General features: G+C 59.9%; 22 protein-coding genes. 14 read left to right on the forward strand and 8 right to left on the reverse strand.

Annotated features, from left to right (window positions below; all coding sequences use genetic code 11):
• Positions 1 to 1,158, reverse strand: a complete 1,158-nt coding sequence (locus RMV17_RS06560; protein ID WP_034153082.1) for an efflux RND transporter periplasmic adaptor subunit — start codon at positions 1,156 to 1,158, stop codon at positions 1 to 3.
• Positions 1,159 to 1,424: 266 nt separating this feature from the next.
• Here RMV17_RS06560 and emhR point away from each other — a divergent pair, with 266 nt between their 5' ends.
• Complete coding sequence (emhR, locus tag RMV17_RS06565; RefSeq protein ID WP_016982806.1) at positions 1,425 to 2,057, forward strand: efflux system transcriptional repressor EmhR; 633 nt, start codon at positions 1,425 to 1,427, stop codon at positions 2,055 to 2,057.
• Between the two features lie 389 nt (positions 2,058 to 2,446).
• Here emhR and RMV17_RS06570 read toward each other — a convergent pair whose 3' ends face one another.
• Genes RMV17_RS06570 through RMV17_RS06580 form a run of 3 tightly spaced genes read right to left on the reverse strand, consistent with a single transcriptional unit; the run spans position 2,447 to position 5,028 of the window.
• Positions 2,447 to 3,496, reverse strand: coding sequence for an alkene reductase (locus RMV17_RS06570; RefSeq protein ID WP_122600733.1), 1,050 nt, complete (start codon positions 3,494 to 3,496; stop codon positions 2,447 to 2,449).
• Between the two features lie 28 nt (positions 3,497 to 3,524).
• Positions 3,525 to 4,691 carry an MFS transporter gene (locus RMV17_RS06575; protein WP_007917078.1) on the reverse strand — a complete coding sequence of 389 codons (1,167 nt, stop codon included), beginning with the start codon at positions 4,689 to 4,691 and terminating at the stop codon, positions 3,525 to 3,527.
• A 34-nt stretch (positions 4,692 to 4,725) separates the two neighbouring features.
• Entirely contained in the window at positions 4,726 to 5,028 is a 303-nt protein-coding gene (locus RMV17_RS06580) for an ArsR/SmtB family transcription factor (RefSeq protein WP_007917068.1), read from the reverse strand.
• A gap of 170 nt (positions 5,029 to 5,198) precedes the next feature.
• Between RMV17_RS06580 and RMV17_RS06585 the strand changes: the two genes are divergently transcribed.
• Positions 5,199 to 5,777 carry an ACP phosphodiesterase gene (locus tag RMV17_RS06585; RefSeq protein WP_034153085.1) on the forward strand — a complete coding sequence of 193 codons (579 nt, stop codon included), beginning with the start codon at positions 5,199 to 5,201 and terminating at the stop codon, positions 5,775 to 5,777.
• Between the two features lie 123 nt (positions 5,778 to 5,900).
• Here RMV17_RS06585 and RMV17_RS06590 read toward each other — a convergent pair whose 3' ends face one another.
• Both RMV17_RS06590 and olsB read right to left on the reverse strand, forming a co-directional pair.
• Positions 5,901 to 6,692: a lysophospholipid acyltransferase family protein gene (locus tag RMV17_RS06590; RefSeq protein ID WP_311886054.1), complete on the reverse strand. Its 792-nt coding sequence runs from the start codon at positions 6,690 to 6,692 to the stop codon at positions 5,901 to 5,903.
• Positions 6,692 to 7,447: an L-ornithine N(alpha)-acyltransferase gene (olsB, locus tag RMV17_RS06595; RefSeq protein WP_093438600.1), complete on the reverse strand. Its 756-nt coding sequence runs from the start codon at positions 7,445 to 7,447 to the stop codon at positions 6,692 to 6,694. Before olsB ends, RMV17_RS06590 begins: the two co-directional genes overlap by 1 nt.
• Before the next feature lie 153 nt (positions 7,448 to 7,600).
• Here olsB and RMV17_RS06600 point away from each other — a divergent pair, with 153 nt between their 5' ends.
• The 5 genes from RMV17_RS06600 to RMV17_RS06620 all read left to right on the forward strand — a co-directional run bounded on the left by RMV17_RS06600 (position 7,601) and on the right by RMV17_RS06620 (position 11,995).
• Positions 7,601 to 8,479, forward strand: a complete 879-nt coding sequence (locus RMV17_RS06600; protein WP_311886055.1) for an acyl-CoA dehydrogenase family protein — start codon at positions 7,601 to 7,603, stop codon at positions 8,477 to 8,479.
• 180 nt (positions 8,480 to 8,659) lie between these two features.
• The gene (locus RMV17_RS06605) at positions 8,660 to 9,733 is read left to right on the forward strand and encodes a serine hydrolase (protein ID WP_311886056.1); all 1,074 of its coding nucleotides are present in this window, start codon (positions 8,660 to 8,662) and stop codon (positions 9,731 to 9,733) included.
• A complete protein-coding gene (locus RMV17_RS06610) occupies positions 9,730 to 10,026 on the forward strand; it encodes an amidase (RefSeq protein WP_311886057.1) in 297 nt (98 codons plus the stop codon). The genes RMV17_RS06605 and RMV17_RS06610 overlap by 4 nt, the downstream gene beginning before the upstream one ends.
• A gap of 219 nt (positions 10,027 to 10,245) precedes the next feature.
• Positions 10,246 to 10,836, forward strand: coding sequence for a YceI family protein (locus tag RMV17_RS06615; RefSeq protein WP_034153090.1), 591 nt, complete (start codon positions 10,246 to 10,248; stop codon positions 10,834 to 10,836).
• A gap of 1 nt (position 10,837) precedes the next feature.
• Positions 10,838 to 11,995 (forward strand): phosphatidylserine/phosphatidylglycerophosphate/cardiolipin synthase family protein, encoded by a 1,158-nt coding sequence (locus RMV17_RS06620; RefSeq protein ID WP_311886058.1) that lies wholly within the window; start codon positions 10,838 to 10,840, stop codon positions 11,993 to 11,995.
• Between the two features lie 141 nt (positions 11,996 to 12,136).
• Here RMV17_RS06620 and bglX read toward each other — a convergent pair whose 3' ends face one another.
• Positions 12,137 to 14,428 (reverse strand): beta-glucosidase BglX, encoded by a 2,292-nt coding sequence (gene bglX / locus RMV17_RS06625; protein WP_311886059.1) that lies wholly within the window; start codon positions 14,426 to 14,428, stop codon positions 12,137 to 12,139.
• Between the two features lie 262 nt (positions 14,429 to 14,690).
• Between bglX and RMV17_RS06630 the strand changes: the two genes are divergently transcribed.
• The 4 genes from RMV17_RS06630 (at position 14,691) to RMV17_RS06645 (ending at position 18,331) form a co-directional block, all read left to right on the forward strand.
• On the forward strand, positions 14,691 to 15,299 hold the full coding sequence (locus RMV17_RS06630) for a LemA family protein (protein WP_034153093.1): 609 nt from the start codon (positions 14,691 to 14,693) through the stop codon (positions 15,297 to 15,299).
• Between the two features lie 119 nt (positions 15,300 to 15,418).
• A complete protein-coding gene (locus RMV17_RS06635) occupies positions 15,419 to 16,174 on the forward strand; it encodes a TPM domain-containing protein (protein ID WP_311886060.1) in 756 nt (251 codons plus the stop codon).
• Between the two features lie 33 nt (positions 16,175 to 16,207).
• The gene (locus RMV17_RS06640; RefSeq protein ID WP_038358258.1) at positions 16,208 to 16,825 is read left to right on the forward strand and encodes a TPM domain-containing protein; all 618 of its coding nucleotides are present in this window, start codon (positions 16,208 to 16,210) and stop codon (positions 16,823 to 16,825) included.
• 288 nt (positions 16,826 to 17,113) lie between these two features.
• The gene (locus RMV17_RS06645) at positions 17,114 to 18,331 is read left to right on the forward strand and encodes an SAM-dependent methyltransferase (RefSeq protein WP_311886061.1); all 1,218 of its coding nucleotides are present in this window, start codon (positions 17,114 to 17,116) and stop codon (positions 18,329 to 18,331) included.
• Positions 18,332 to 18,431: 100 nt separating this feature from the next.
• Here RMV17_RS06645 and RMV17_RS06650 read toward each other — a convergent pair whose 3' ends face one another.
• On the reverse strand, positions 18,432 to 19,322 hold the full coding sequence (locus RMV17_RS06650; RefSeq protein ID WP_108225299.1) for a DMT family transporter: 891 nt from the start codon (positions 19,320 to 19,322) through the stop codon (positions 18,432 to 18,434).
• Positions 19,323 to 19,614: 292 nt separating this feature from the next.
• Here RMV17_RS06650 and RMV17_RS06655 point away from each other — a divergent pair, with 292 nt between their 5' ends.
• The 3 genes from RMV17_RS06655 to RMV17_RS06665 all read left to right on the forward strand — a co-directional run bounded on the left by RMV17_RS06655 (position 19,615) and on the right by RMV17_RS06665 (position 21,052).
• Positions 19,615 to 20,196 (forward strand): DJ-1/PfpI family protein, encoded by a 582-nt coding sequence (locus RMV17_RS06655; RefSeq protein WP_311886062.1) that lies wholly within the window; start codon positions 19,615 to 19,617, stop codon positions 20,194 to 20,196.
• Positions 20,197 to 20,209: 13 nt separating this feature from the next.
• Positions 20,210 to 20,515 carry a ribbon-helix-helix domain-containing protein gene (locus RMV17_RS06660; RefSeq protein ID WP_007916314.1) on the forward strand — a complete coding sequence of 102 codons (306 nt, stop codon included), beginning with the start codon at positions 20,210 to 20,212 and terminating at the stop codon, positions 20,513 to 20,515.
• A gap of 192 nt (positions 20,516 to 20,707) precedes the next feature.
• A complete protein-coding gene (locus tag RMV17_RS06665; protein WP_034153098.1) occupies positions 20,708 to 21,052 on the forward strand; it encodes a YegP family protein in 345 nt (114 codons plus the stop codon).
• Positions 21,053 to 21,184: the final 132 nt, after the last annotated feature.

Consider the following 21,184-nt stretch of genomic DNA (forward strand, 5'->3'; position numbering starts at 1 on the left):
TTACTCCCCTTTGCCGCCGTAGGCTTTATCAGCTGCCTGAGCGGGTGCCGGGTTCTTTTTGCCAACGTTGGTCGCTTCGGTCGGATTGACCTGAACACCTGGACGCACGTATTGCAGGCCTTCGGTGATCAGACGATCGCCAGCCTTCAGGCCATCTTCGATCAGCCACTGGCTGCCGACGGTGCGGCTGGCCTTGAGCTGACGCAGTTCGACCTTGTTGTCGGCGCCGACGACCAGTGCGGTCGGGGTGCCTTTGAGGTCACGGGTCACGCCTTGTTGCGGCGCCAGAATGGCCGCAGCGTTGACGCCGGCCTGCAGCTGGGCGCGAACGAACATGCCCGGCAGCAGGGTGTGATCCGGGTTCGGGAACACCGCGCGCAGGGTTACGGAACCGGTAGTCGGGTCGACCGTGACTTCGGAGAATTCCAGCTTACCGTCGAGCTTGTACTGGCTGCCGTCTTCCAGGGTCAGTTTGACCGCTGCCGAGTTTTCGCCGGATTTCTGCAGGCGACCGCTTTCCAGCTCGCGGCGCAACTCCAGCAGCTCAACCGAGGACTGGGTGACGTCGACGTAGATCGGGTCCAGTTGCTGAATCGTCGCCATTGCGTCGGTCTGGCCATTGCTGACCAGTGCACCTTCGGTCACCGAAGAACGGCCGATGCGGCCGGAGATCGGTGCGTAGACCTTGGTGTAACGCACGTTGATCTGCGCGCTCTGCAAGGATGCTTCCGACTCCATGCGGTTGGACACGGCGGTGTCGTATTCCTGACGGCTCACGGCCTGCTCGTCGACCAGTTGCTTGTAGCGGTCAGAGATCGACTTGGTCGAACGCAGGTTGGCTTCGGCGCTTTTCAGGGTCGCTTCATAGACCGACGGATCAATCTGATACAGCTGCTGGCCGGCTTTGACATCGCCGCCTTCCTTGAACAGACGCTTGAGAATGATGCCGTTGACCTGCGGTCGAACTTCCGCGATGCGGTACGCACTGGTGCGGCCCGGCAGTTCGGAGGTGAGGGTAAACGCTTGTGGTTGCAGGGTGACGACGCCGACCTGAGGCGGTGGAGCGGCCGGTGCCGCTTCTTCCTTTTTACATCCGCTGAGCAGCGATGCCAGGGCGACGGCAGTGACCAGAGCGGTAACAGCTGGCTTGAATTGCATGAAGATCCTCGGGTCAGGCGCGCGAAAAGCGCACAAGAAGTGTGGAAGGGTAAAAAATAGGTACCGGGTGGATAAGTAGCTTGCTAAGGAATATACTTACGTTCATGGTTGTTTGTAAATACCTTGGCGTCGTACCCACCCTGTTACAAAACTCGTCGCAAGGTTTGAAATTGTAGGCCGGGGAGCTGATCCGTGAGAGATCGCCCCCTCTTTATTCAGCGGATATTCAGCCATCCCTGAAACATCCTGTTTGAGGTTTTACTGTCATGGTCCGTCGTACCAAAGAGGAAGCTCAAGAAACCCGTAGCCAGATTCTGGAAGCGGCGGAGAAAGCCTTTTATGAAAGGGGCGTCGCTCGTACGACGCTGGCCGACATCGCGACAATGGCCGGCGTCACGCGCGGTGCTATCTACTGGCATTTCAGTAACAAGGCCGATCTGGTCCAGGCCATGCTCGATTCGCTGCGTGAGCCGCTGGATGAATTGGCCAGGGCCAGTGAAAGTGAAGATGAGCTCGATCCGCTGGGCTGCATGCGCCAACTGCTGATTCATTTGTTTCATCAAGTTGCGCTGGACCCGAAAACCCGGCGGATCAACGAAATTCTGTTTCATAAGTGCGAGTTCACCGATGAAATGTGCGATTTGCGCCAGCAGCGCCGGGACGTCAGTCTCGATTGCAATGAGCGCATCGCTCTGACGTTGCGTAATGCGGTCAATCGCGGCCAGTTGCCGGAAGATCTCGACACCGCCCGCGCGGCCATCAGCATTCACAGCTATATCGATGGCCTTCTGTATGGATGGCTGCTGGCGCCGGACAGCTTTGAGCTGCATGCCGAGGCCGAGCGTTGGGTCGATACAGGGTTGGATATGCTGCGCCTGAGCCCCAGCCTGCGCAAATGAAACAAAATGCGTAATTGGCACAGGTTATGTCAATTGGCCTGCCTTTATATAGCTTCGCAGCGGGGGGAGTTTAAACGTAGCGAGCTAGGCATTTTGTAGGGAATTTGTGTCGTCCATGTGAATGAGTGTGAGCCGCTTGCCCTCACCCTAGCCCTCTCCCAGAGGTAGAGGGGACTGACCGAGGTGTTCTTGCGAGATACGCCGACGTGGAATATCCAGTCGAACTCCGAATTTGAAAACGACACAAATCGGCGCCCTCTCCCTCGGGAGAGGGCTGGGCGGGCGGCGTTCCGATGAGGGGCTACGTACTCAGCCGCGCAATAACTCTTCCGGCGAACACAAAAAAGCCCCCGATTTTCTCAAGTCGGGGGGCTTTGTGTTTCTGCTTCTTACAGCGCTGGATAGTCGATATAACCGACCGGGCCTTTGCCGTAGAAAGTTTCCGGACGCGCATCATTCAACGGCGCATCCGCCTTCAAACGCGCCGGCAGATCCGGGTTGGCAATGAACGGCACACCAAACGCGACCGCGTCAGCCTTGCCGCTGGCCAGCCATTCATTGGCGCTGTCCTTGGTGAATTTTTCGTTGGCGATGTACGGGCCACCGAAAGCTTCTTTCAGTTGCGGACCGAGGCTGTCGGCACCTTCTTTTTCACGAGAGCAGATGAACGCGATGCCGCGTTTGCCCAGCTCACGAGCCACGTAAGTGAAGGTTTCCGCCAGGTTGTCGTCGCCCATGTCATGGGAGTCAGCGCGCGGTGCCAAGTGCACACCAACGCGACCAGCGCCCCAGACTTCGATCGCGGCGTCAGTCACTTCCAGCAGCAGGCGCGCACGGTTTTCCAGCGAGCCACCGTAATTGTCGGTGCGCTGGTTGGTGCTGCTTTGCAGGAACTGGTCGAGCAGGTAACCGTTGGCGCCGTGGATTTCCACGCCGTCGAAACCGGCAGCCTTGGCGTTCTCGGCACCAGTCCGGTAGGCGTCGACGATGTCGGCGATTTCAGCGGTTTCCAGGGCACGTGGGGTTGGGTAGTCGGCCAGTGGACGCACCAGGCTGACGTGACCTTTCGGCTGGATGGCGCTTGGTGCCACTGGTGCTTCACCGTTGAGGTACGACGGGTGGGAAACCCGGCCGACGTGCCACAGTTGCAGGAAGATCTTGCCGCCAGCGCCGTGAATCGCTTTGGTCACGTTGGCCCAGCCGCGCACTTGATCGTTGGACCAGATACCCGGGGTGTCCGGGTAGCCAACGCCCATCGGCGTTACCGAAGTGGCTTCGCTGAGGATCAGGCCAGCGGAGGCGCGTTGTACATAATATTCAGCCATCAGCGCGTTCGGCACACGGCCTTCGTCGGCGCGGCAGCGGGTCAGCGGGGCCATGATGATGCGGTTGGCCAGCTCGATGTCGCCCAGTTTGATCGGATCAAAAATAGTTGCCATGTCTACAACCCTCGTAAGTGGAAAGTAATCAGTTAGTTGCCGGGGCCAGATCGGCATTGCCGTTCTGACGGAAAGTGATCAAGGTCACCAGCAGGGCGAGCACTGCCAGCGCGGCGGCTGCCAGCGGCACGCTGGTCAGGCCATAGCCGTGGGCGATGACGCTGCCACCGACCCAGGCGCCAAGCGCGTTGCCGACGTTGAACGCGCCGATGTTCAGGGTTGAAACCAGGTTCGGTGCGGCTTTGCCGAAGGTCACCACGTTGACTTGCAGCGCCGGTACGGCGGCGAAACACGCGGTGGCCCAGAGGAACAGGGTGATTTCAGTCGGGATCAGCGCGACGCTGGTCCAGGTCAGCACGGTGGAGACCACGGCCATGGCGATGAACACGCCGATCAGCGTGGCGGCCATGCCCTTGTCGGCGAGTTTGCCGCCGATGATGTTGCCGACGGTCAGGCCCAGGCCGATCAGCATCAGCGTCCAGGTCACGCCACGGGGCGACACACCGGTGACTTCGCCGAGCAGCGGGGCGACGTAGGTGAACAGAGTGAAGACGGAGGCGGCGAACAGCGCGGTCATGCTCAGTGACAGCCAGATCCCGGCACCTTTGAGGGCGGCGAGTTCGGCACGCATGTCGAGTTTTTCCTCATCGCGCTTGGCCGGCAGGAAGCGGATCAGGCCGATCAGCGCAATCACACCGATGACGGTGACGGCCCAGAAGGTCGAGCGCCAGCCGTATTGCTGACCCAGCGCAGTGCCCAGCGGTACACCGAGGACGTTGGCCAGGGTCAGGCCTGTAAACATCAAGGCCACTGCCGAAGCGCGTTTATTCGCTGGTACCAGATTGGCCGCCACTACCGAACCGATTCCGAAGAACGCACCGTGACACAGCGCGGTGATCACGCGGGCAAACATCAGCACGTTGTAGTCACTGGCAATCGCACACAGCAGGTTGCCGACAATAAAGATGCCCATCAATGCGACCAGTGCTGCTTTACGCGGCAGTTTGGCGGTGGCCATGGCCATGAACGGCGCACCGATGGCCACGCCGAGGGCGTAACCGGTCACCAGCCAGCCGGCACCGGGGATCGACACACCGAGGTCGGCCGCCACATTGGGCAGCAGGCCCATGATGACGAATTCGGTGGTGCCGATGGCGAAGGCGCTCAAGGCGAGGATGAGGAGCGAGAGGGGCATGCAGGTTTCCTTGTCGGCTGGCTGACGTTAAGGGTCAGAGCTCTTTACTGAGGGTGCTGAGGAACGCCTGGATCACGTCCTCGTTACGTTTGAAAAAGTGCCATTGACCGGCCTTCTGGCTGCTGATCAGACCGGCGCGTTGCAACGTCGCGAGGTGTGCCGAAACGGTCGACTGTGACAGGCCGCAGCGTTGATCGATCTGCCCGGCGCAGATCCCGTATTCGTGGTTGTGCAACTGTTCCGGAAATTCGTTCTTCGGGTCTTTCAGCCAGTTGAGGATGTCTCGCCGTACTGGGTGCGCCAGGGCTTTTATTATTTCGTCGAGGTCGAGGTTCATGGCAGGGTGCTCATCATGTGTACAACGCTATATCGCGATGTAGCGAAATATAAATCGTTAGATCGCGATACACCAATATGATTTTGATCTGACGTCAGCATAAATTGGTATATCGCGTTATAACGATACGTAGGTGTATGGCTTATGGGCCGCAGTGCTAAGCTGCGCCCATGAACTATCTCGCACATTTACACCTCGGTGGCCAGCGCCCCGGGCAACTGCTCGGCAGTCTGTATGGCGATTTCGTCAAAGGCCGGCTGCAAGGGCAGTTTGCGCCGGAGGTGGAAGCGGCCATTCAACTGCATCGACGGATTGATGTATTCACCGATCGCCATCCGTTGGTGGACATCGCCCTGGGGCGATTTTCCGACACGCGCCGGCGTTATGCCGGGATCGTGCTCGATGTGTTTTTCGATCATTGCCTGGCGCGGGACTGGATGCTGTATGCCGATCAACCGCTGGAGGTTTTCACCGCTGATGTGTATCGGGTGCTGACCCACGAACGGCAACTGCCCGAGCGACTGGCGAGGATTGCCCCGCACATGGTTGCCAATGACTGGTTGGGTTCGTATCAGGAGTTTGAAGTGCTGGAGCAGGTGTTGCGCGGGATTTCACGGCGGTTGAGCCGGCCGGAAGAGCTGGCGGGTGCGATGCAGGAATTGCGGCGGTTGTATGAGCCGCTGAGTGACGACTTCCGCTTGTTCTACCCACAACTCCAGGACTTCGCACAATCCCCGCCAACACCCTGAATCCCTGTGGGAGCTGGCTTGCCAGCGATGGCGTCAGCACATTCAACATTCGTGTCGGCTGGTCTACCGCTATCGCTGGCAAGCCAGCTCCCACAGGGCCAAGGTGATTTCAGGATTTGTATTTCAGGCAGCGATTGCCGGACGCATTGGGGATTGCAGGGTTTCCGGAAATGCGCCAAACAACGCCTTCTGCACCGCCTGCTGCGCTTCAAACGCCAATGCCGCACGCTCACGCCCCTGACAGGCAATCGGCTTGAGCAGGTGCACTTCAACATTACCGCAATCATTGCTGAACAAACGCATCAGGTGTGACAGCAAATCATCGTCACCAATGAACGGTGCCAGTGCATCAATCTCGCCGTTACGCAGGTAACGGATCGCCACCGGTTGCAGCATCACCTCGGAATCAATCGCCGCCGCCAACAAACGGCCGTGAAAGGTACGCAGCGAACGGCCGTCGGTGGTGGTGCCTTCCGGGAACATCAGCAAGGGGTGATCGGTTTGCAGGTGACGGGTCATCTGCTTGCGGATCAACTGGCTGTCGCCCGAACCGCGACGGATGAACAGGCTGCCAGCCTTCGCCGCGAGCCAACCGGCCACCGGCCAGGTGCGCACTTCGGCCTTGGACAGAAACGACAACGGCGTGAGCATGCCGAGCAGTGGAATATCAGTCCACGACACATGATTGCTGACCCACAGCATCGGCTGTTTTGGCAATTCACCGTGAACGCTCACGCGAAAGGGCAGGGCGTTGCTCAGGCGCGCCATGAAGAAGCGCGACCAGCGCTGACGCCGCTCCATCGAATGCGCCAGGCCAATCCGTTCAAATACGCCGAAGACGCTGGCCATGGTCAACCCCAGCGACACCACCAGCAGCACCCGCGCGATCCGCGCGTACACGCGCAGCCGGCTCATCACACGGCCGCCTTGAAATGCTTGGCGTAGCGCGGGCAGAGTTCGTCGCGTTTGAGCAGGATGAACACGTCGGCGACCTGGAAGTCTTCGTCCCAGCACGGCTCGCCGCAGATCTTCGCGCCCAGACGCATGTAGGCCTTGAGCAGCGGCGGCATTTCGGCGATTACGTTCGATGGAATATCCAGCGTCGGTAGCGGATTTTTCGGCTCGGCGCGCAGGTGCTCGGTGCACAGATAACGTTCGCGCAAACGCTGCATGATCGCGTGGGCCTGGATGCCGCCGTCTTGCATCGGAATGCTCGCGCAACCCATCAAGTAGCTGTAACCGCCCTGATTCAACACTTCGGCCAATTCGCCCCACAACACCGCAATGGTGCCGCCGTTACGATAGGCCGGGTCGACGCAGGTGCGACCGATTTCGAGGATCGGGCCTTGCAGATGCGTCAGGCCGTGCAGGCTGAATTCTTCTTCGCTGTAAAACTTGCCGAGGCTGCTGGCAGCGGTGTGATCGAGCAGACGCGTGGTCGCGACCAAACGGCCGGTGTTCAAGTCACGCACGCCGATGTGGCTGCAGTGAACATCATAATCATCCATGTCCAGACCCAGTTCCGCGCCTTTCAGTTTGGCGTTGAACTCGCCGCTGAAGACGTTGAAGCGCAAGGCCTGGGCTTGCTGCAAGGCCTCGGCGCCGATCAGGCGTTCGGCTTGCAGGCGGCGTTCATTGCCGGTGTCGCTGATGCGGGCGATCTGAGTCATGTGAATCTCCGTACGGGCCTTTAACCCGTCGTGGGTTGCAGCCGATCGACTTTCTTTATGCAGCCGTGTTGTGCAAAGTCAGGCTATGTAGCCCCGGTGTCATCGCCATGAACGTTCGGTGATGCTTATATGACAGCCCACAAGGAGCCTCTTATGCCCTGGCCAGATCTGCTGCACCGCCGTGAACGATTGCCCGCCGTTGCTGACCTGGCCGAGGGTTTTGCGACGTTGTTGCAGCAACTGGGCAACGTCACCCCATTCGAATTGGCGGTCGCGGGCGGGCGGCGGATGGCGACGCCGGGGCTGGCGTTTCTGGTCGGTTATCAGGCGGCATTGCGCATGTTGTGGCCGAGTGCACCGCTGAGCCTCGGTGCGTTGTGTGCGACCGAACAGCGCAGTTTGCGTCCGGCGGACATGCAGACGCGGCTCACCGATTTACGCTTGAGTGGGCGCAAGGACTTTGTCACGGCGGGCGATGCGGCGGACTGGTTGCTGATCGCTGCGCGCAGTGAAGAGCCAGGCGAAAGTCCGCGTCTGAGTCTGGCCGTGGTCTATCCCGGCGAGCCCGGTGTGACCGTGGAGAAACTGCCGGCGCTGCCGTTGATGCCGGACATCAGTCATGGCCGGTTGGAGCTTGATGGCGCGTTGTGCGAATTGCTTGCGGGCGATGGCTGGGACGCTTACGTCAAACCGTTCCGTACGCTGGAGGACGTCTATGTGCTGAGCGCGATGACTGCGTGGCTGTATGGCGTCGGGCAGGACAGTGACTGGCCGCAGGCGTTGCAGTTGCGATTGCTGGCGTTGTTGGCCGGGTGCGCGGAGGCCAGCCGACAACCGCCGAACAATCCCGCCGGGCATGTGTTGTTGGGTGGGTTGTTTGCGCAGTTTGAGGCGTTGGAGGGGGAGGTGAGTCAGGCGTTGGCTGACGGGCCGGCAGAATGGGCGCAAATGTGGCAGCGCGATCAGGGGGTGATGCAGTTGGCGGCGGGGGCCCGGGCCAAACGCTTGGCCAGGGCTTTGGCGGTGGGTTGACCGGCCTCATCGCTGGCAAGCCAGCTCCCACATTTTCACAGGTGTTCACAAAACTTGTATCTACTCAAGAACCCTGTGGGAGCTGGCTTGCCAGCGATGGCGATTTCATGGAAAAGCAAAATCTCAAATTTGTCATGAGTCCCGACTAGTCTCAGCAGGTTCATTCCCAGAGCCCTCACCATGCGCAAAGGCCTGTCGCTGTTTCTGCTGCTGATCACCTTCACCGTTCACGCCGAACAATGGCCGGGTGAAGAATGGCCAATCGGCACGACGATCACCGATACAGGAGCGCTGGAGAATTACGCCTTCCCACCCCGCGACGACACAACCCGCCAAGGCATCCGCACCGACGCGCTGTTGATCATCCGCGACGGCCAGATCCTCTACGAACGCTACGCCGGCCCGACCACCAAGCAAACCCCACACCTGACCTGGTCGATCAGCAAAAGCCTGATGGCCACCGTACTCGGTGTGGCGTATGGCGAAGGCCTGTTCAAGCTCGACGATCCGGCCGCAAAGTTTTACCCGCCACTGACCAAACACCCAGCGATAAAAATCGCCGATCTGCTGCACTGGGCGTCCGGTATCGACTGGCAGGAAGACTACGAATACGCCCCGCTGAAATCCTCGGTGGTGGCGATGCTCTATACCCGTGGTCATCGCGACATGGCTGCGTTTACCGCTAACCACGATAGCTACGCCGAACCGGGGCAGGCCTTCCGCTATTCCAGTGGCGACAGCAATCTCTTGGCGGCAGCGTTGAAAACGATCGTCGGCCCGCAGCGTTATGCGGATTATCCGTGGACGGCGTTGTTCGAGCCGTTGGGCATCCATCACGCCGTGTGGGAAATCGATGCCAGCGGCACGTTTGTCGCGTCTTCTTATGTTTATCTCACTGCGCGGGATCTGGCGCGGGTCGGTTTGTTGATGGCCCGCGACGGGCGCTGGAATGATCGTCAATTGCTGCCCAAGGACTGGATCGCGTTCAATCTCAAACCCTTCGCTGGCTATAAGGCCCATCAGGACGAAGCCGTGCCCGGCGGTCACTGGTGGCTCAATCGTCCCGTCGATGGCGCCGAGTCACCGTGGCCCGACGCGCCGCCCGACACCTTCGCCGCGCTGGGCCATTGGGGCCAGGCGCTGTACGTGATCCCCAGCGAGAAACTGCTGATCGTGCGATATGGCGATGATCGCGACGGTAGCTATCGTCACAACGAGTTGCTTAAACGTGTGCTGAAGGCGGTGCGCCCATGAAGCGCTTTTTGCTGTTGCTGCTTGTTTTGCTGCTCGGCTGGGTCGTTTACGAGCGCGAAAACCTGTGGGTCTTCCCCGACATCATCAGCGCCTACACCGCCAAGGAATACTGCTCCTGCCGTTATGTGATGAACAACGATGCCGAGTATTGCCGTGGCTACGTAAAACAATGGCTGCCGACCAGCCAGTTCACCGATGACAGCGCCAGCAAAACCATCACGGTCAGCGGCATGGGCCGCAGCAACCGCGCCCAGTGGCAAAATGAAAGTTTGGGCTGCCGCCTGAACCCCTGAAAACCCGCAATCTTCCTGTGAATAGAGGCCCCTGTGGGAGCTGGCTTGCCAGCGATTGCGCCGGCACAGGCAATATTTGTGTGACTGATACACCGCCATCGCTGGCAAGCCAGCTCCCACAGGGATTTTCATCAATTGATAGATTTGCGGCGACCGAGTTTGCAATAACGGCGTGGGCGGTTAAGGTTCGTGCAGGTTTATCGGCCCCACGAGTGTTCAATGTTCAACCGCTCCCTCTGTGCAACCCTGTCCAGCCTGCTGCTCGCCGCCGTCGCGCTGCCCGCGCAGGCCAATTGGTACCTGGACGGCGAGTCGTCGCGGCTGTCGTTCGTCAGCACGAAAAACGCCAATGTCTCCGAAGTGCAGCGCTTTTTGGTGCTGCACGGTAAGGTCGATCCCAATGGTCGCGCCGAAGTCGAGGTCGAGCTTGACTCGATCAACAGCGGCATCCCGTTGCGCGATGAGCGCATGCGCAAGGAGTTGTTCCAGATCGAGCAATTTCCCGAAGCGACCATCACCACCCAGATCGACCTGCGTCCGATCAATGATCTGGCCCCCGGCGCGCAGCTGGAATTGCGTCTGCCGCTGACCGTCAACCTGCACGGCAAGCAACACGAATACCCCGCCGAACTGCTGGCGACGCGTCTCGATGACCGGCGTTTTCAAGTGGTCACCCTGGAACCGCTGGTGATCAGCGCCGAGGATTTCGATCTCGTGCCGGGGCTGGAAAGCCTGCGCAAACTCGCCGACTTGTCGGCCATCAGTCTGTCGGTGCCGGTGGGTGCGGTGCTGATTTTCACGGCGCGCTGACATGCGCGGCGCGGTGTTCCCCTGGCGGGACGGCAACCGGTTCGAGCTGCTGATCGACGGCCCGCAATTCTTCCCACGCATGCTCGAACAAATTGCTGGCGCTCAGGAGCAGATCGAACTGGAGTTGTATCTGGTCGAGGCTGGCGCCTGCGCCGAAACCATCGTGCAGGCACTGGTGCTGGCGGCCGAGCGTGGCGTGCGTGTGCGCTGCCTGTTCGACGATTACGGCAGCCTGGCGTTCACCCTCAATCTGCGCCAGCGCCTGACCCATGCCGGGGTTGAACTGCGTTTTTATAATCGGCTGAACTGGCGGCGCTGGGTCGGCAATTTCTATCGTGATCACCGCAAATTGTTGCTGGTCGATCAGCGTCTGGCGGTGGTCGGCGGTACTGGCGTCACTGACGAGTTCTGGACGCCCGGCCACGACACCAGCGAGTGGCACGAAGTGATGGTCGAGATCAGCGGCCCATTGGTGATTGACTGGCAATTGCTGTTTGACCGCCAGTGGATCGCCAACCGTTATCGCCGCGCCTGGCGTCCGGCCGCGCATTTCGGTCTGCCGCGTTTGCCTCGGGTGCCGGACAAGGGCGAGGGCATGGGCCGCGTGGCGTATGCCGACGCCCGCCAGCACCGCGACATTCTGCAATCGCTGTTCCGTGCGCTGAACAGTGGCCAGCAACGCATCTGGATGGCCACGCCGTACTTCCTGCCAACGTGGAAAATCCGCCGCTCACTGCGCAAGGCAGCGGCGCGCGGAGTCGACGTGCGTTTGCTGCTGACCGGGCCGCGCACCGATCACCCTTCGGTGCGTTACGCCGGGCATCGCTACTACCCGCGACTGCTCAAGGCCGGGGTGCAGATCTTCGAATACCAGCCGTGTTTTCTGCATCTGAAAATGGTGCTGGTGGACGATTGGGTGAGCATCGGTTCGTGCAACTTCGACCACTGGAACCTGCGCTTCAATCTGGAGGCGAATCTTGAGGCGCTGGACCCGTCGCTGACGGCAGCGGTAGAGGCGAGCTTCGTGAAGGACTTCGGGCTGAGTCAGCGGGTGAGTCTGGAGGAGTGGCGGAAGCGGCCGTTGTGGCGGCGGGTGAAGCAGAGGGTTTGGGGCTGGGTGGATCGGGTGGTGGTCAATATTCTCGACCGCCGCGGATAAACCCGATTCTGAATACACCCTAAATCCAATGTGGGAGCGAGCCTGCTCGCGAAGGCGGTGTGTCAGTCAGCAATTGTTTATCTGAATGACCGCTTTCGCGAGCAGGCTCGCTCCCACAGGGTTTTTGCAGTGTTGTTGCGGTTACAGCAACTCGAAGCTCTGTTGCGTCACGTCCTGGGAATCCAGACCGATCTGCACGTTGAACTTGCCGGGCTCCGCCGCGTACTTGAGCTGGGCGTTGTAGAACTTCAGGTCATCCTCAGTGATGGTGAAGTGCACGACTTTCTGTTCGCCGGCCTTGAGCATGATTTTCTGGAAGTTCTTCAGTTCCTTCACCGGGCGGATCATCGAGCCGGTGACGTCCTGAATGTACAACTGCACCACGGTTTCGCCGTCACGCTTGCCAGTGTTTTTCACCATGACGCTGGCGTCGAGCTTGCCGGTGGCGTTCAGGGTGGTCGACGACAGCGCCATGTCGCTCAGGGCGAATTGCGTGTAACTCAGGCCATACCCGAACGGGAACAGCGGGCCAGTCGTGTCATCGAAATACTGCGAGGTGTAGTTGCCCGGTTTGCCCGGCGTGAACGGCCGGCCAATGCTCAGGTGGTTGTAGTACGTCGGGATCTGGCCCACGGAGCGCGGGAAGGTCACCGGCAGTTTGCCCGAAGGGTTGTAGTCGCCGAACAGCACGTCGGCGATGGCGTTGCCGCCCTCGGTGCCGCTGAACCAGGTTTCCAGAATCGCGTCAGCCGACTGGTTCTCTTCGAGAATGGTCAGTGGGCGGCCGTTCATCAACACCAGTACCAGTGGTTTGCCGGTGGCTTTCAGCGCACGGATCAGCTCGCGCTGGTTTTCCGGGATGTTCAGGTCGGTACGGCTGGAGGATTCGTGGGACATGCCACGGGATTCGCCCACGGCGGCAACGATCACGTCAGCGTCCTTGGCGGCTTTCACCGCTTCGTCGATCAGCACGTTGGCCGGGCGCGGATCGTCGACCACTTCCGGGGCATCGAAGTTGAGGAAGTTCAGGTAGTCCAGCACTTTCTTGTCGCTGGTGATGTTGGCGCCACGGGCGTAGATCAGGTTCGCCTTGTCACCGATCACCGAGCTCATGCCATCGAACAGGGTCACCGATTGCGCAGGCTTACCCGCTGCGGCCCAGCTGCCCATCATGTCGATCGGCGCTTTGGCCAACGGGCCGACCAGCGCGACTTTTGCGTCTTTCTTCAGCGGCAGGGTTTCATTCTGGTTCTTCAACAGCACCAGGCTGCGACGCGCGACTTCACGTGCCTCGGCGCGGTGCAGACGGCTTTCGGCGTAGGTGTCGGCCGGATCGTCTTCAGCCTTGCCGATGCGCAGGTACGGGTCCTTGAACAGGCCCATGTCGTACTTGGCCGCGAGCACTTCACGCACGGCGTTGTCGATGTCTTTCTGCTCGATCTCACCGGACTTCAGTAGCCCCGGCAGCTCTTTGCCATAGAGGGTGTCGTTCATGCTCATGTCGATGCCGGCCTTGATTGCCAGCTTCGCTGCTTCACGACCGTCGCGGGCGACGCCGTGCTTGATCAGCTCAAAGATTGCACCGTGGTCGCTGACCGCCAAGCCTTTGAAGCCCCAGTCGCGGCGCAGCAGATCGTTCATCAGCCAGGTGTTGGCGGTGGCCGGAATGCCGTTGATCGAGTTCAGCGCGACCATCACACCACCGGCGCCGGCATCGATCGCGGCGCGGTACGGCGGCAGGTAATCCTGGTACATCTTCACCGGACTCATGTCGACGGTGTTGTAGTCGCGACCACCTTCAACCGCGCCATAGAGGGCAAAGTGCTTGACGCTGGCCATGATGCTGTCGGCCGCGCTCGGGGTGGCGCCCTGATAGGCGCGAACCATGACGCCGGCAATGCGCGAGGTCAGGTAGGTGTCTTCACCGAAACCTTCGGAACTGCGGCCCCAGCGTGGGTCGCGGGAGATGTCGACCATCGGCGCGAAGGTGATGTCGAGGCTGTCGGCGGCGGCTTCCTTCGCGGCAACGCGGCCGGACTGGCCGATGGCGTCCATGTCCCAGCTCGAGGCGAGGGCCAGTGGAATCGGGAAAATCGTACGATGACCGTGGATCACGTCGTACGCAAAAAACATCGGAATCTTCAGGCGACTGCGCATGGCAGCGTCCTGCATCGGACGATTTTCCGGGCGGGTGATCGAGTTGAACGTGCCGCCGATGTTGCCGGCGGCGATCTCTTTGCGGATCAGCTCGCGAGGCATTTCCGGGCCGATGCTGATCAGGCGCAGCTGGCCGATCTTTTCATCGAGGGTCATCTGGTTCATCAGGTTGCTGATGAACGCGTCCTTGTTTTCCAGGGGTACCGGGGTCGTGGCGGCCAATACTTGATGACTGGCCAGGCTGACGAACAGACCCAGCAAACACAGCTTCTTCATGAATATTTTTCTCAAGGGCCCAAACGGCGAGGTAACGCCGGCCAGCCAAAATTTAGGGAGCGACTATTGTTGTTCGGGTGCAGGCTCAAAAAAGCAGAGCCAAAAACGACAGCCGACACTGCGGCAGCGTGATCGCGCAGGGCACTTTTTAGCCCATTGGCGCGTCGTAATCCAGCGGCGCGGCCGATTATGCCCCAAGAGCCGGCGGAGAATGTTTCGCGCTCGGTTTTTATAATGAAATGTGCCAAGGAGCATCACTGCGATGAATGTAAGCCCAACCAATCGCTCGCGTTTGCAGGTCGCCACACTGCTGGTGCTGGCCACGCTGTTGACCGCGTGCGGCATCAACAATATCCCGACCCTCGACGAACAGGCCAAAGCCGCATGGGGGCAGGTGCAGAACCAGTACCAGCGCCGCGCCGATCTGATCCCCAATCTGGTGGAGACGGTGAAGGGTTATGCCAAGCATGAAGAGGAAACCCTGACCGCCGTGATTGAGGCCCGAGCGAAAGCGACCTCGATTCAGGTCGACGCCAGTACCCTCGACAATCCCGAGAAGCTCAAACAGTTTCAGCAGGCGCAGGATCAACTGACCGGCGCATTGAGCCGTTTGATGGTGGTGTCCGAGCGTTATCCGGATCTGAAGGCCAACCAGAACTTCCTCGCCCTGCAATCGCAACTCGAAGGCACGGAAAACCGCATCGCTGTGGCACGGCGCGATTTCATCCTGGCGGTGCAGAAATACAACACCGAGATTCGCACCTTCCCCGGTCGTCTCTGGCACAGCGTGATGTACAGCGACCTGCCGATCCGCGAAACCTTCGAAGCCACCACACCAGATGCCGATAAGGCACCCCAGGTCAAATTCTGAAAACACACCTGTGTAGGAGCTGCCGAAGGCTGCGATCTTTTGATGTTGGTCGGTAAAAAAACAAGATCAAAAGATCGCAGCCTTCGGCAGCTTCTACAGGGGATCGGTGGGGGGTATTCATGCGTGTGTTGAAAATGGGCCTGGTGCTGATGCTGTGGCTGTTCGCCGTCAGCGCCCAGGCCGAGTTGACGTTCCCGGCGCTGAGCGGCCGGGTGGTGGACGAAGCGCAGATGCTCGAGCCGTCGGTGCGCGCGCAACTGAGCCAGCAATTGCAGGCCCACGAGCAGGCGACCGGCGAGCAGTTGGTCGTGGTCACGCTGCCGGATCTGCAAGGTACGACCATTGAGGACTTCGGCGTCCAGCTCGGCCGCCATTGGGCGATTGGTCAAAAGGACAAGAACAACGGCGCGCTGCTGATCGTTGCCCGTGACGAGCGCAAACTGCGTATCGAAGTCGGTTATGGACTGGAGGATCGGCTGACCGACGCGCAGACTTCAGTGATCATCCATCAAGTCATTACGCCCGCCTTCAAGGCTGGCAATTTCAGCAAAGGCATCAGCGATGGCGTCGCGGCGATGCTGGTGGTGCTGGGCGGCAATCCGCTCGACGAGCCATCGACGGTGTATGAACCCAGCGGTGATCCATCCGATGATTTCATCTCGCGGCATCCGGGATTGTTCGTGTTTTTGGTGATGTTGTTCATCCTGACGGTGTTTGTCTGCCAGATGCTCGGTATCCTGCCTGCCGGCCGTGGCGGCTCCGGAGGAGGGGGCGGCTTTGGCGGTGGTGGCGGGTTTGGCGGCGGCGGTGGAGGCGGAGGCTTCAGCGGCGGCGGGGGCAGTTTCGGCGGCGGTGGTTCGTCCGGCGGCTGGTGATATCAGAAGAATAATGAGCAGGCACTTTTCAACATGGCACTACTGACCGAACACGAACAACGCAAAGTCGCCGAGGCGATTGCTCGGGTCGAGCGCGACACCGACGCCGAACTGGTGACGGTGCTGGCTGCCCGCGCCGATGACTATGCGTATATCCCGCTGTTGTGGGCGAGTCTCTTGGCGCTGGTGGTGCCGGGCGTCGTGCACTACCTGACCGGGTGGCTGACCCTGCGCAGTCTGCTGTTGGTGCAGTGGGGGGCGTTTATCGTGCTGTGCCTGCTGTTTCGTCTGCCGAAAATCACCACCCATCTGATTCCGCGCCGCGTGCGGCATTGGCGTGCGTCAAACCTGGCGCGCCGGCAGTTTCTCGAGCAGAACCTGCACCACACCGTGGGCAGCACCGGCATGCTGATTTTTGTCTGCGAGGCGGAGCGGTATGTGGAGATTCTGGTGGATGAGGGGATTTCCAAACGGCTCGATAATAAATCCTGGGATGCGATTGTCGCGGCGTTTACCGAGCAGGTGCGGCAGGGGCGCACGCTGGAAGGGTTCGTCACGTGCATCGAGGCGTGTGGGGAATTGCTGAAGGTGCATGTGCCGGTGACGCAGGTGAGGAATGAGTTGCCGAATCGGTTGATTGTGCTGGGGTAAGACCTGGATTATTCGTCGACGCAGAGATCCACCCCCTCACCCCAGCCCTCTCCCAATGGGAGAGGGGGAAAGGGAGCAGATCGGGGGCCTTTCAAACCTGAGTTCGGCTCGGTATTTCAGGTCGGTGTAACTCGTGAAAACACCTCGGTCAGTCCCCTCTACCTCTGGGAGAGGGCTAGGGTGAGGGTGCTTCTGACAACCGTTGGGTAAATAAGAGCGTGTCCCCAACCCCCAACCCCCCTAAAATACCCGCCATTCCCGATTTCGCCCGTCCGAGGCCGCTTTTTCATGTCCGTTACTGCTCCTGCCACCCAGCCTGCGTCCGATCACCACGCCCAGTTCATCGAGCTGCTGCAAAGCAGTCTCGAACAAAACGGCTTCATCAAACTGGTGCTGGCCAAATACGTCGGTGAAGAGGCGGATCTGCAGCGGGTCATCATCAAACCGGTGACCGTCAAAGCGCAGCCGAACCTGTCGTTCGTCTATCGCTACAAAACCCGCGACATCACCAAAAACCTGCCATTGGTTGAAGGCGTGGCGATGATTGCCGAGCTGTTGCCGGCCTCTTTCAAAAATGCGCATTTGCTCGCAGTTACTGATGAAGCCCAGCTCGAATACAGCAAAAAAGGCAAGAGTTCGCTGTTCAAGAGCAAACCTCAGCAATTGCGCGAAGCACCGTCCGCTGAGCACAACCGCGAGAAAAACCGCTTCCTCGAGTTGAGCCGGCCGTTCCTCAAGGATCTGGGCGTAACCAATGCGCAACATGAGCTGATCCCGGCGATGTCGCGCAAGTGGAAGCAGATCAACAAGTTCATCGAAGTGTTCAGCCATGCCCTGACCTCGTCGCCGCTGGCGCTGGACAAACCGGTGCGGGTGGCGGATTTCGGTTCGGGCAAGGGTTACCTGACGTTCGCCATTCACGATTATCTGCGTAACACCTTGAAGGCCGAGGGCGAAGTCACTGGCGTCGAACTGCGTGAAGAAATGGTCAACCTGTGCAACGCCGCGGCGGCAAAACTCGATCATCCGGGGCTGGTGTTCAAGTGCGGTGACGTACGCAGCGTGGCGCCGAGTGAACTGGACGTGATGATCGCCCTGCATGCCTGCGACGTCGCCACTGACTACGCGATCCACACCGGCATCCGCTCGGGCGCGTCGATCATCATGTGCTCGCCGTGCTGCCACAAACAGATCCGCTTGCAAATCCAGAGCCCGGCGCTGCTCAAACCGATGCTGCAATACGGTTTGCACCTGGGCCAGCAGGCCGAAATGGTCACCGACAGTCTGCGCGCATTGTTCCTTGAAGCCTGCGGTTATGAGACCAAGGTCTTCGAGTTCATCTCGCTGGATCACACCAACAAGAACAAGATGATTCTCGCGGTAAAACGCTCCGAGCCGGTGGACCCGGCGCATTTGTTGGTGAAGATTCAGGAGTTGAAAGACTTCTACAACATCAGCGAGCACTGCCTGGAAACCTTGCTGCGCGCGGATGGCTATCTCGCCTGACTCGGTCCCTGTAGGAGCTGCGGCACGCTGCGATCTTTTGATCTTTAAAAAACAAGATCAAAAGATCGCAGCGTGCCGCAGCTCCTACAAGGTTATGTGTTCAAGCTGTAGCAGGTTGCGCCGGGCGCACAGCGGTTTTACGGCCGAGCATGACAGTCGCAATCACCCCGCAGGCAAACACCCAGGTAATCGGCTCGACATGTTCACCAAAGAACAACGCCGAAAAGGCGATGGTGAAAAAGATCTGCAGCAACTGGATCTGACTGACCCGAGCGATCCCGCCCATGGCCAGCCCCGCGTACCACGCGAAAAATCCGAGAAACTGCGAAAACAACGCCACATAACCGAACGCCCACCAGGTCTTGGCCGACACCGCGCCCTGATGTTGCAGCGCCAGATACAACACCGGCCCGATCAACAGCGGCGTTGACAGCACCAGCGCCCAGCAGATCACCTGCCAGCCGCCCATCTCCTTGGCCAACCGGCCGCCCTCGGCGTAGCCCAGTCCTCCGACTGCAATTGCGCCGAGCATCAACAGATCGCCTGCCTGAATGCTGCCGGCCCCGGTGTAAAGCGCATATCCGAGCACCAGCGCACTGCCCAATGCCGCGCAGGCCCAGAAGGCTTTTGACGGACGTTCGTGGGACAACCACGCGGCATACAGCGCCACGCACAACGGTTGCAGCCCATTGACCAGCGCACCGTGGGACGCCGGCAAGGTTTGCATGGCCCATGCCGACAACACCGGAAAACCCAGAATCACCCCGGCAATCACCAGACTCAGGCCTTTGACTTGCTGCCACGTCGGCCATTTCTCGCGCCGCCACAAAAGCAGCAACGCCGCCGGAATCGCTGCGAACAAAGCGCGGCCCAAACCGTTGAGCAGCGGGTGCAGTTCCTGCACCACGATGCGGGTGAAGGGCAGGGTGAGGCTGAAAATCACCACGCCGAGCAGGCCGAGGGCCATGCCGGTGTTTTCTCGCGAGGACATGATGGGGGACCGGAATTGAAGGTGGCAGGGAATGACCTTCATAAAGCCATAAACCCTGCAGTTCGGGCTGTTACAGCTAGGCACAGACTTATCCGTACAGTTTGAGATCGCATCGCTGGCAAGCCAGCTCCCACAGTGTCCGAGTTGAACACAACATCGGTGGTCGCCTCAGAACCTGTGGGAGCTGGCTTGCCAGCGATGAGTCAACTCGGTAGTAGCCGGTTGTTACCCGACCTCGCGGATAAGGTCTACCTTGAATACTCTCAAGCATTCCCCCAGAGGAGACCTCCCCATGGCCGCGAAAAAGATCCTGATGCTGGTCGGCGATTACGTCGAAGATTACGAAGTGATGGTGCCGTTCCAGGCCCTGCAAATGGTTGGTCACACCGTCCACGCCGTGTGCCCGGACAAGGCTGCGGGTAAAACCGTGCGCACCGCGATCCATGATTTCGAAGGCGATCAGACCTACAGCGAAAAACCCGGTCACCTGTTCGCCCTCAACTTCGATTTCGCCAAGGTCAGCGAAGCCGATTACGACGCACTACTGATCCCCGGCGGTCGAGCCCCGGAATACCTGCGCCTGAACGAAAAAGTCCTCGATCTGGTGCGCGCCTTCGACAAGGCCGGCAAACCGATTGCCGCGGTCTGCCACGGCGCGCAGTTGCTGGCGGCGGCGGGTATTCTTGAAGGCCGCGAATGCAGTGCCTATCCGGCCTGCGCGCCGGAAGTGCGCCTGGCGGGCGGTATGTACATCGACATTCCGGTGACGGACGGCCACGTTCAAGGCAATCTGGCCACAGCCCCGGCATGGCCGGCGCATCCGAACTGGCTGGCCGGTTTCCTCGGTTTGCTCGGTACCAAAATCACTCTGTAACGAGGAATCGCCGATGTGCGAGCTCTACGTCAAGGCCGACCCGATTCTCTACGAGTCACGCTCGCGCTCGCTGCGCATCTGCGGGGTGGTGACGACGTTGCGCCTGGAGAATCAGTTCTGGGACATCCTCAGCGAAATCGCCGAGGTCGACGGCATGACCACCAACCAGTTGATCGCCAAGCTGTATGAAGAGGTGATGGACTATCGCGGTGAGGTGGTGAACTTTGCGTCGTTCCTGCGGGTGAGTTGTATGCGCTATCTGAGTCAGCGGCGGGTGAGTGCGCCGGAGTTGTCGGTGGTGCGGGCGGTGGTGAAATAGCCGACACCGGGCTGACCCTATCGCTGGCAAGCCTGCTCCCACAGGTTTAGCGGTGAGGCTCAGGTAGTGAGCACACAGGAGACCCCTGTGGGAGCTGGCTTGCCAGCGATAGGGCCGGTACAGGCGACAGATAATCAGGACTGGTCTTTACTCTGAAGCGCGAAATCTCTCAATCGCCAAGGAGAAACGAGCATGTCCGGATGGTACGAACTCAGTAAAAGCAGCAACGGCCAGTTCAGGTTCGTGCTGAAAGCGGCGAACGCCGAAACGATTCTGACCAGCGAGCTGTACACCACTCGCGCAGCGGCCGACGGCGGCATCGCTTCGGTGCAAACCAACAGCCCGCTCGATGAGCGCTACGAGAAGAAATCGACGAAGGACGGCCACCCGTACTTCAATCTGAAAGCGGCCAACCACCAGATCATTGGCAGCAGCGAATCCTATTCGTCGGAGGCGGCGTGCGATAAAGGCATTGCCAGTGTGAAGGCGAATGGACCGAGCAAGGTGATCAAGGACAAGACTTTGCCGGTGCTCTGACCTCACTTTCAAATCCACCACCATTCCTGTGGGAGCTGGCTTGCCAGCGATGAGGTCATTTCATTCAGCATTGATGTTGAATGATTCACCGCCATCGCTGGCAAGCCAGCTCCCACAGGTTTTTGCGTTGTC

It is taken from the genome of Pseudomonas sp. VD-NE ins, assembly GCF_031882575.1.
GTDB classification, from domain to species: Bacteria; Pseudomonadota; Gammaproteobacteria; order Pseudomonadales; family Pseudomonadaceae; genus Aquipseudomonas; species Aquipseudomonas fluorescens_BZ.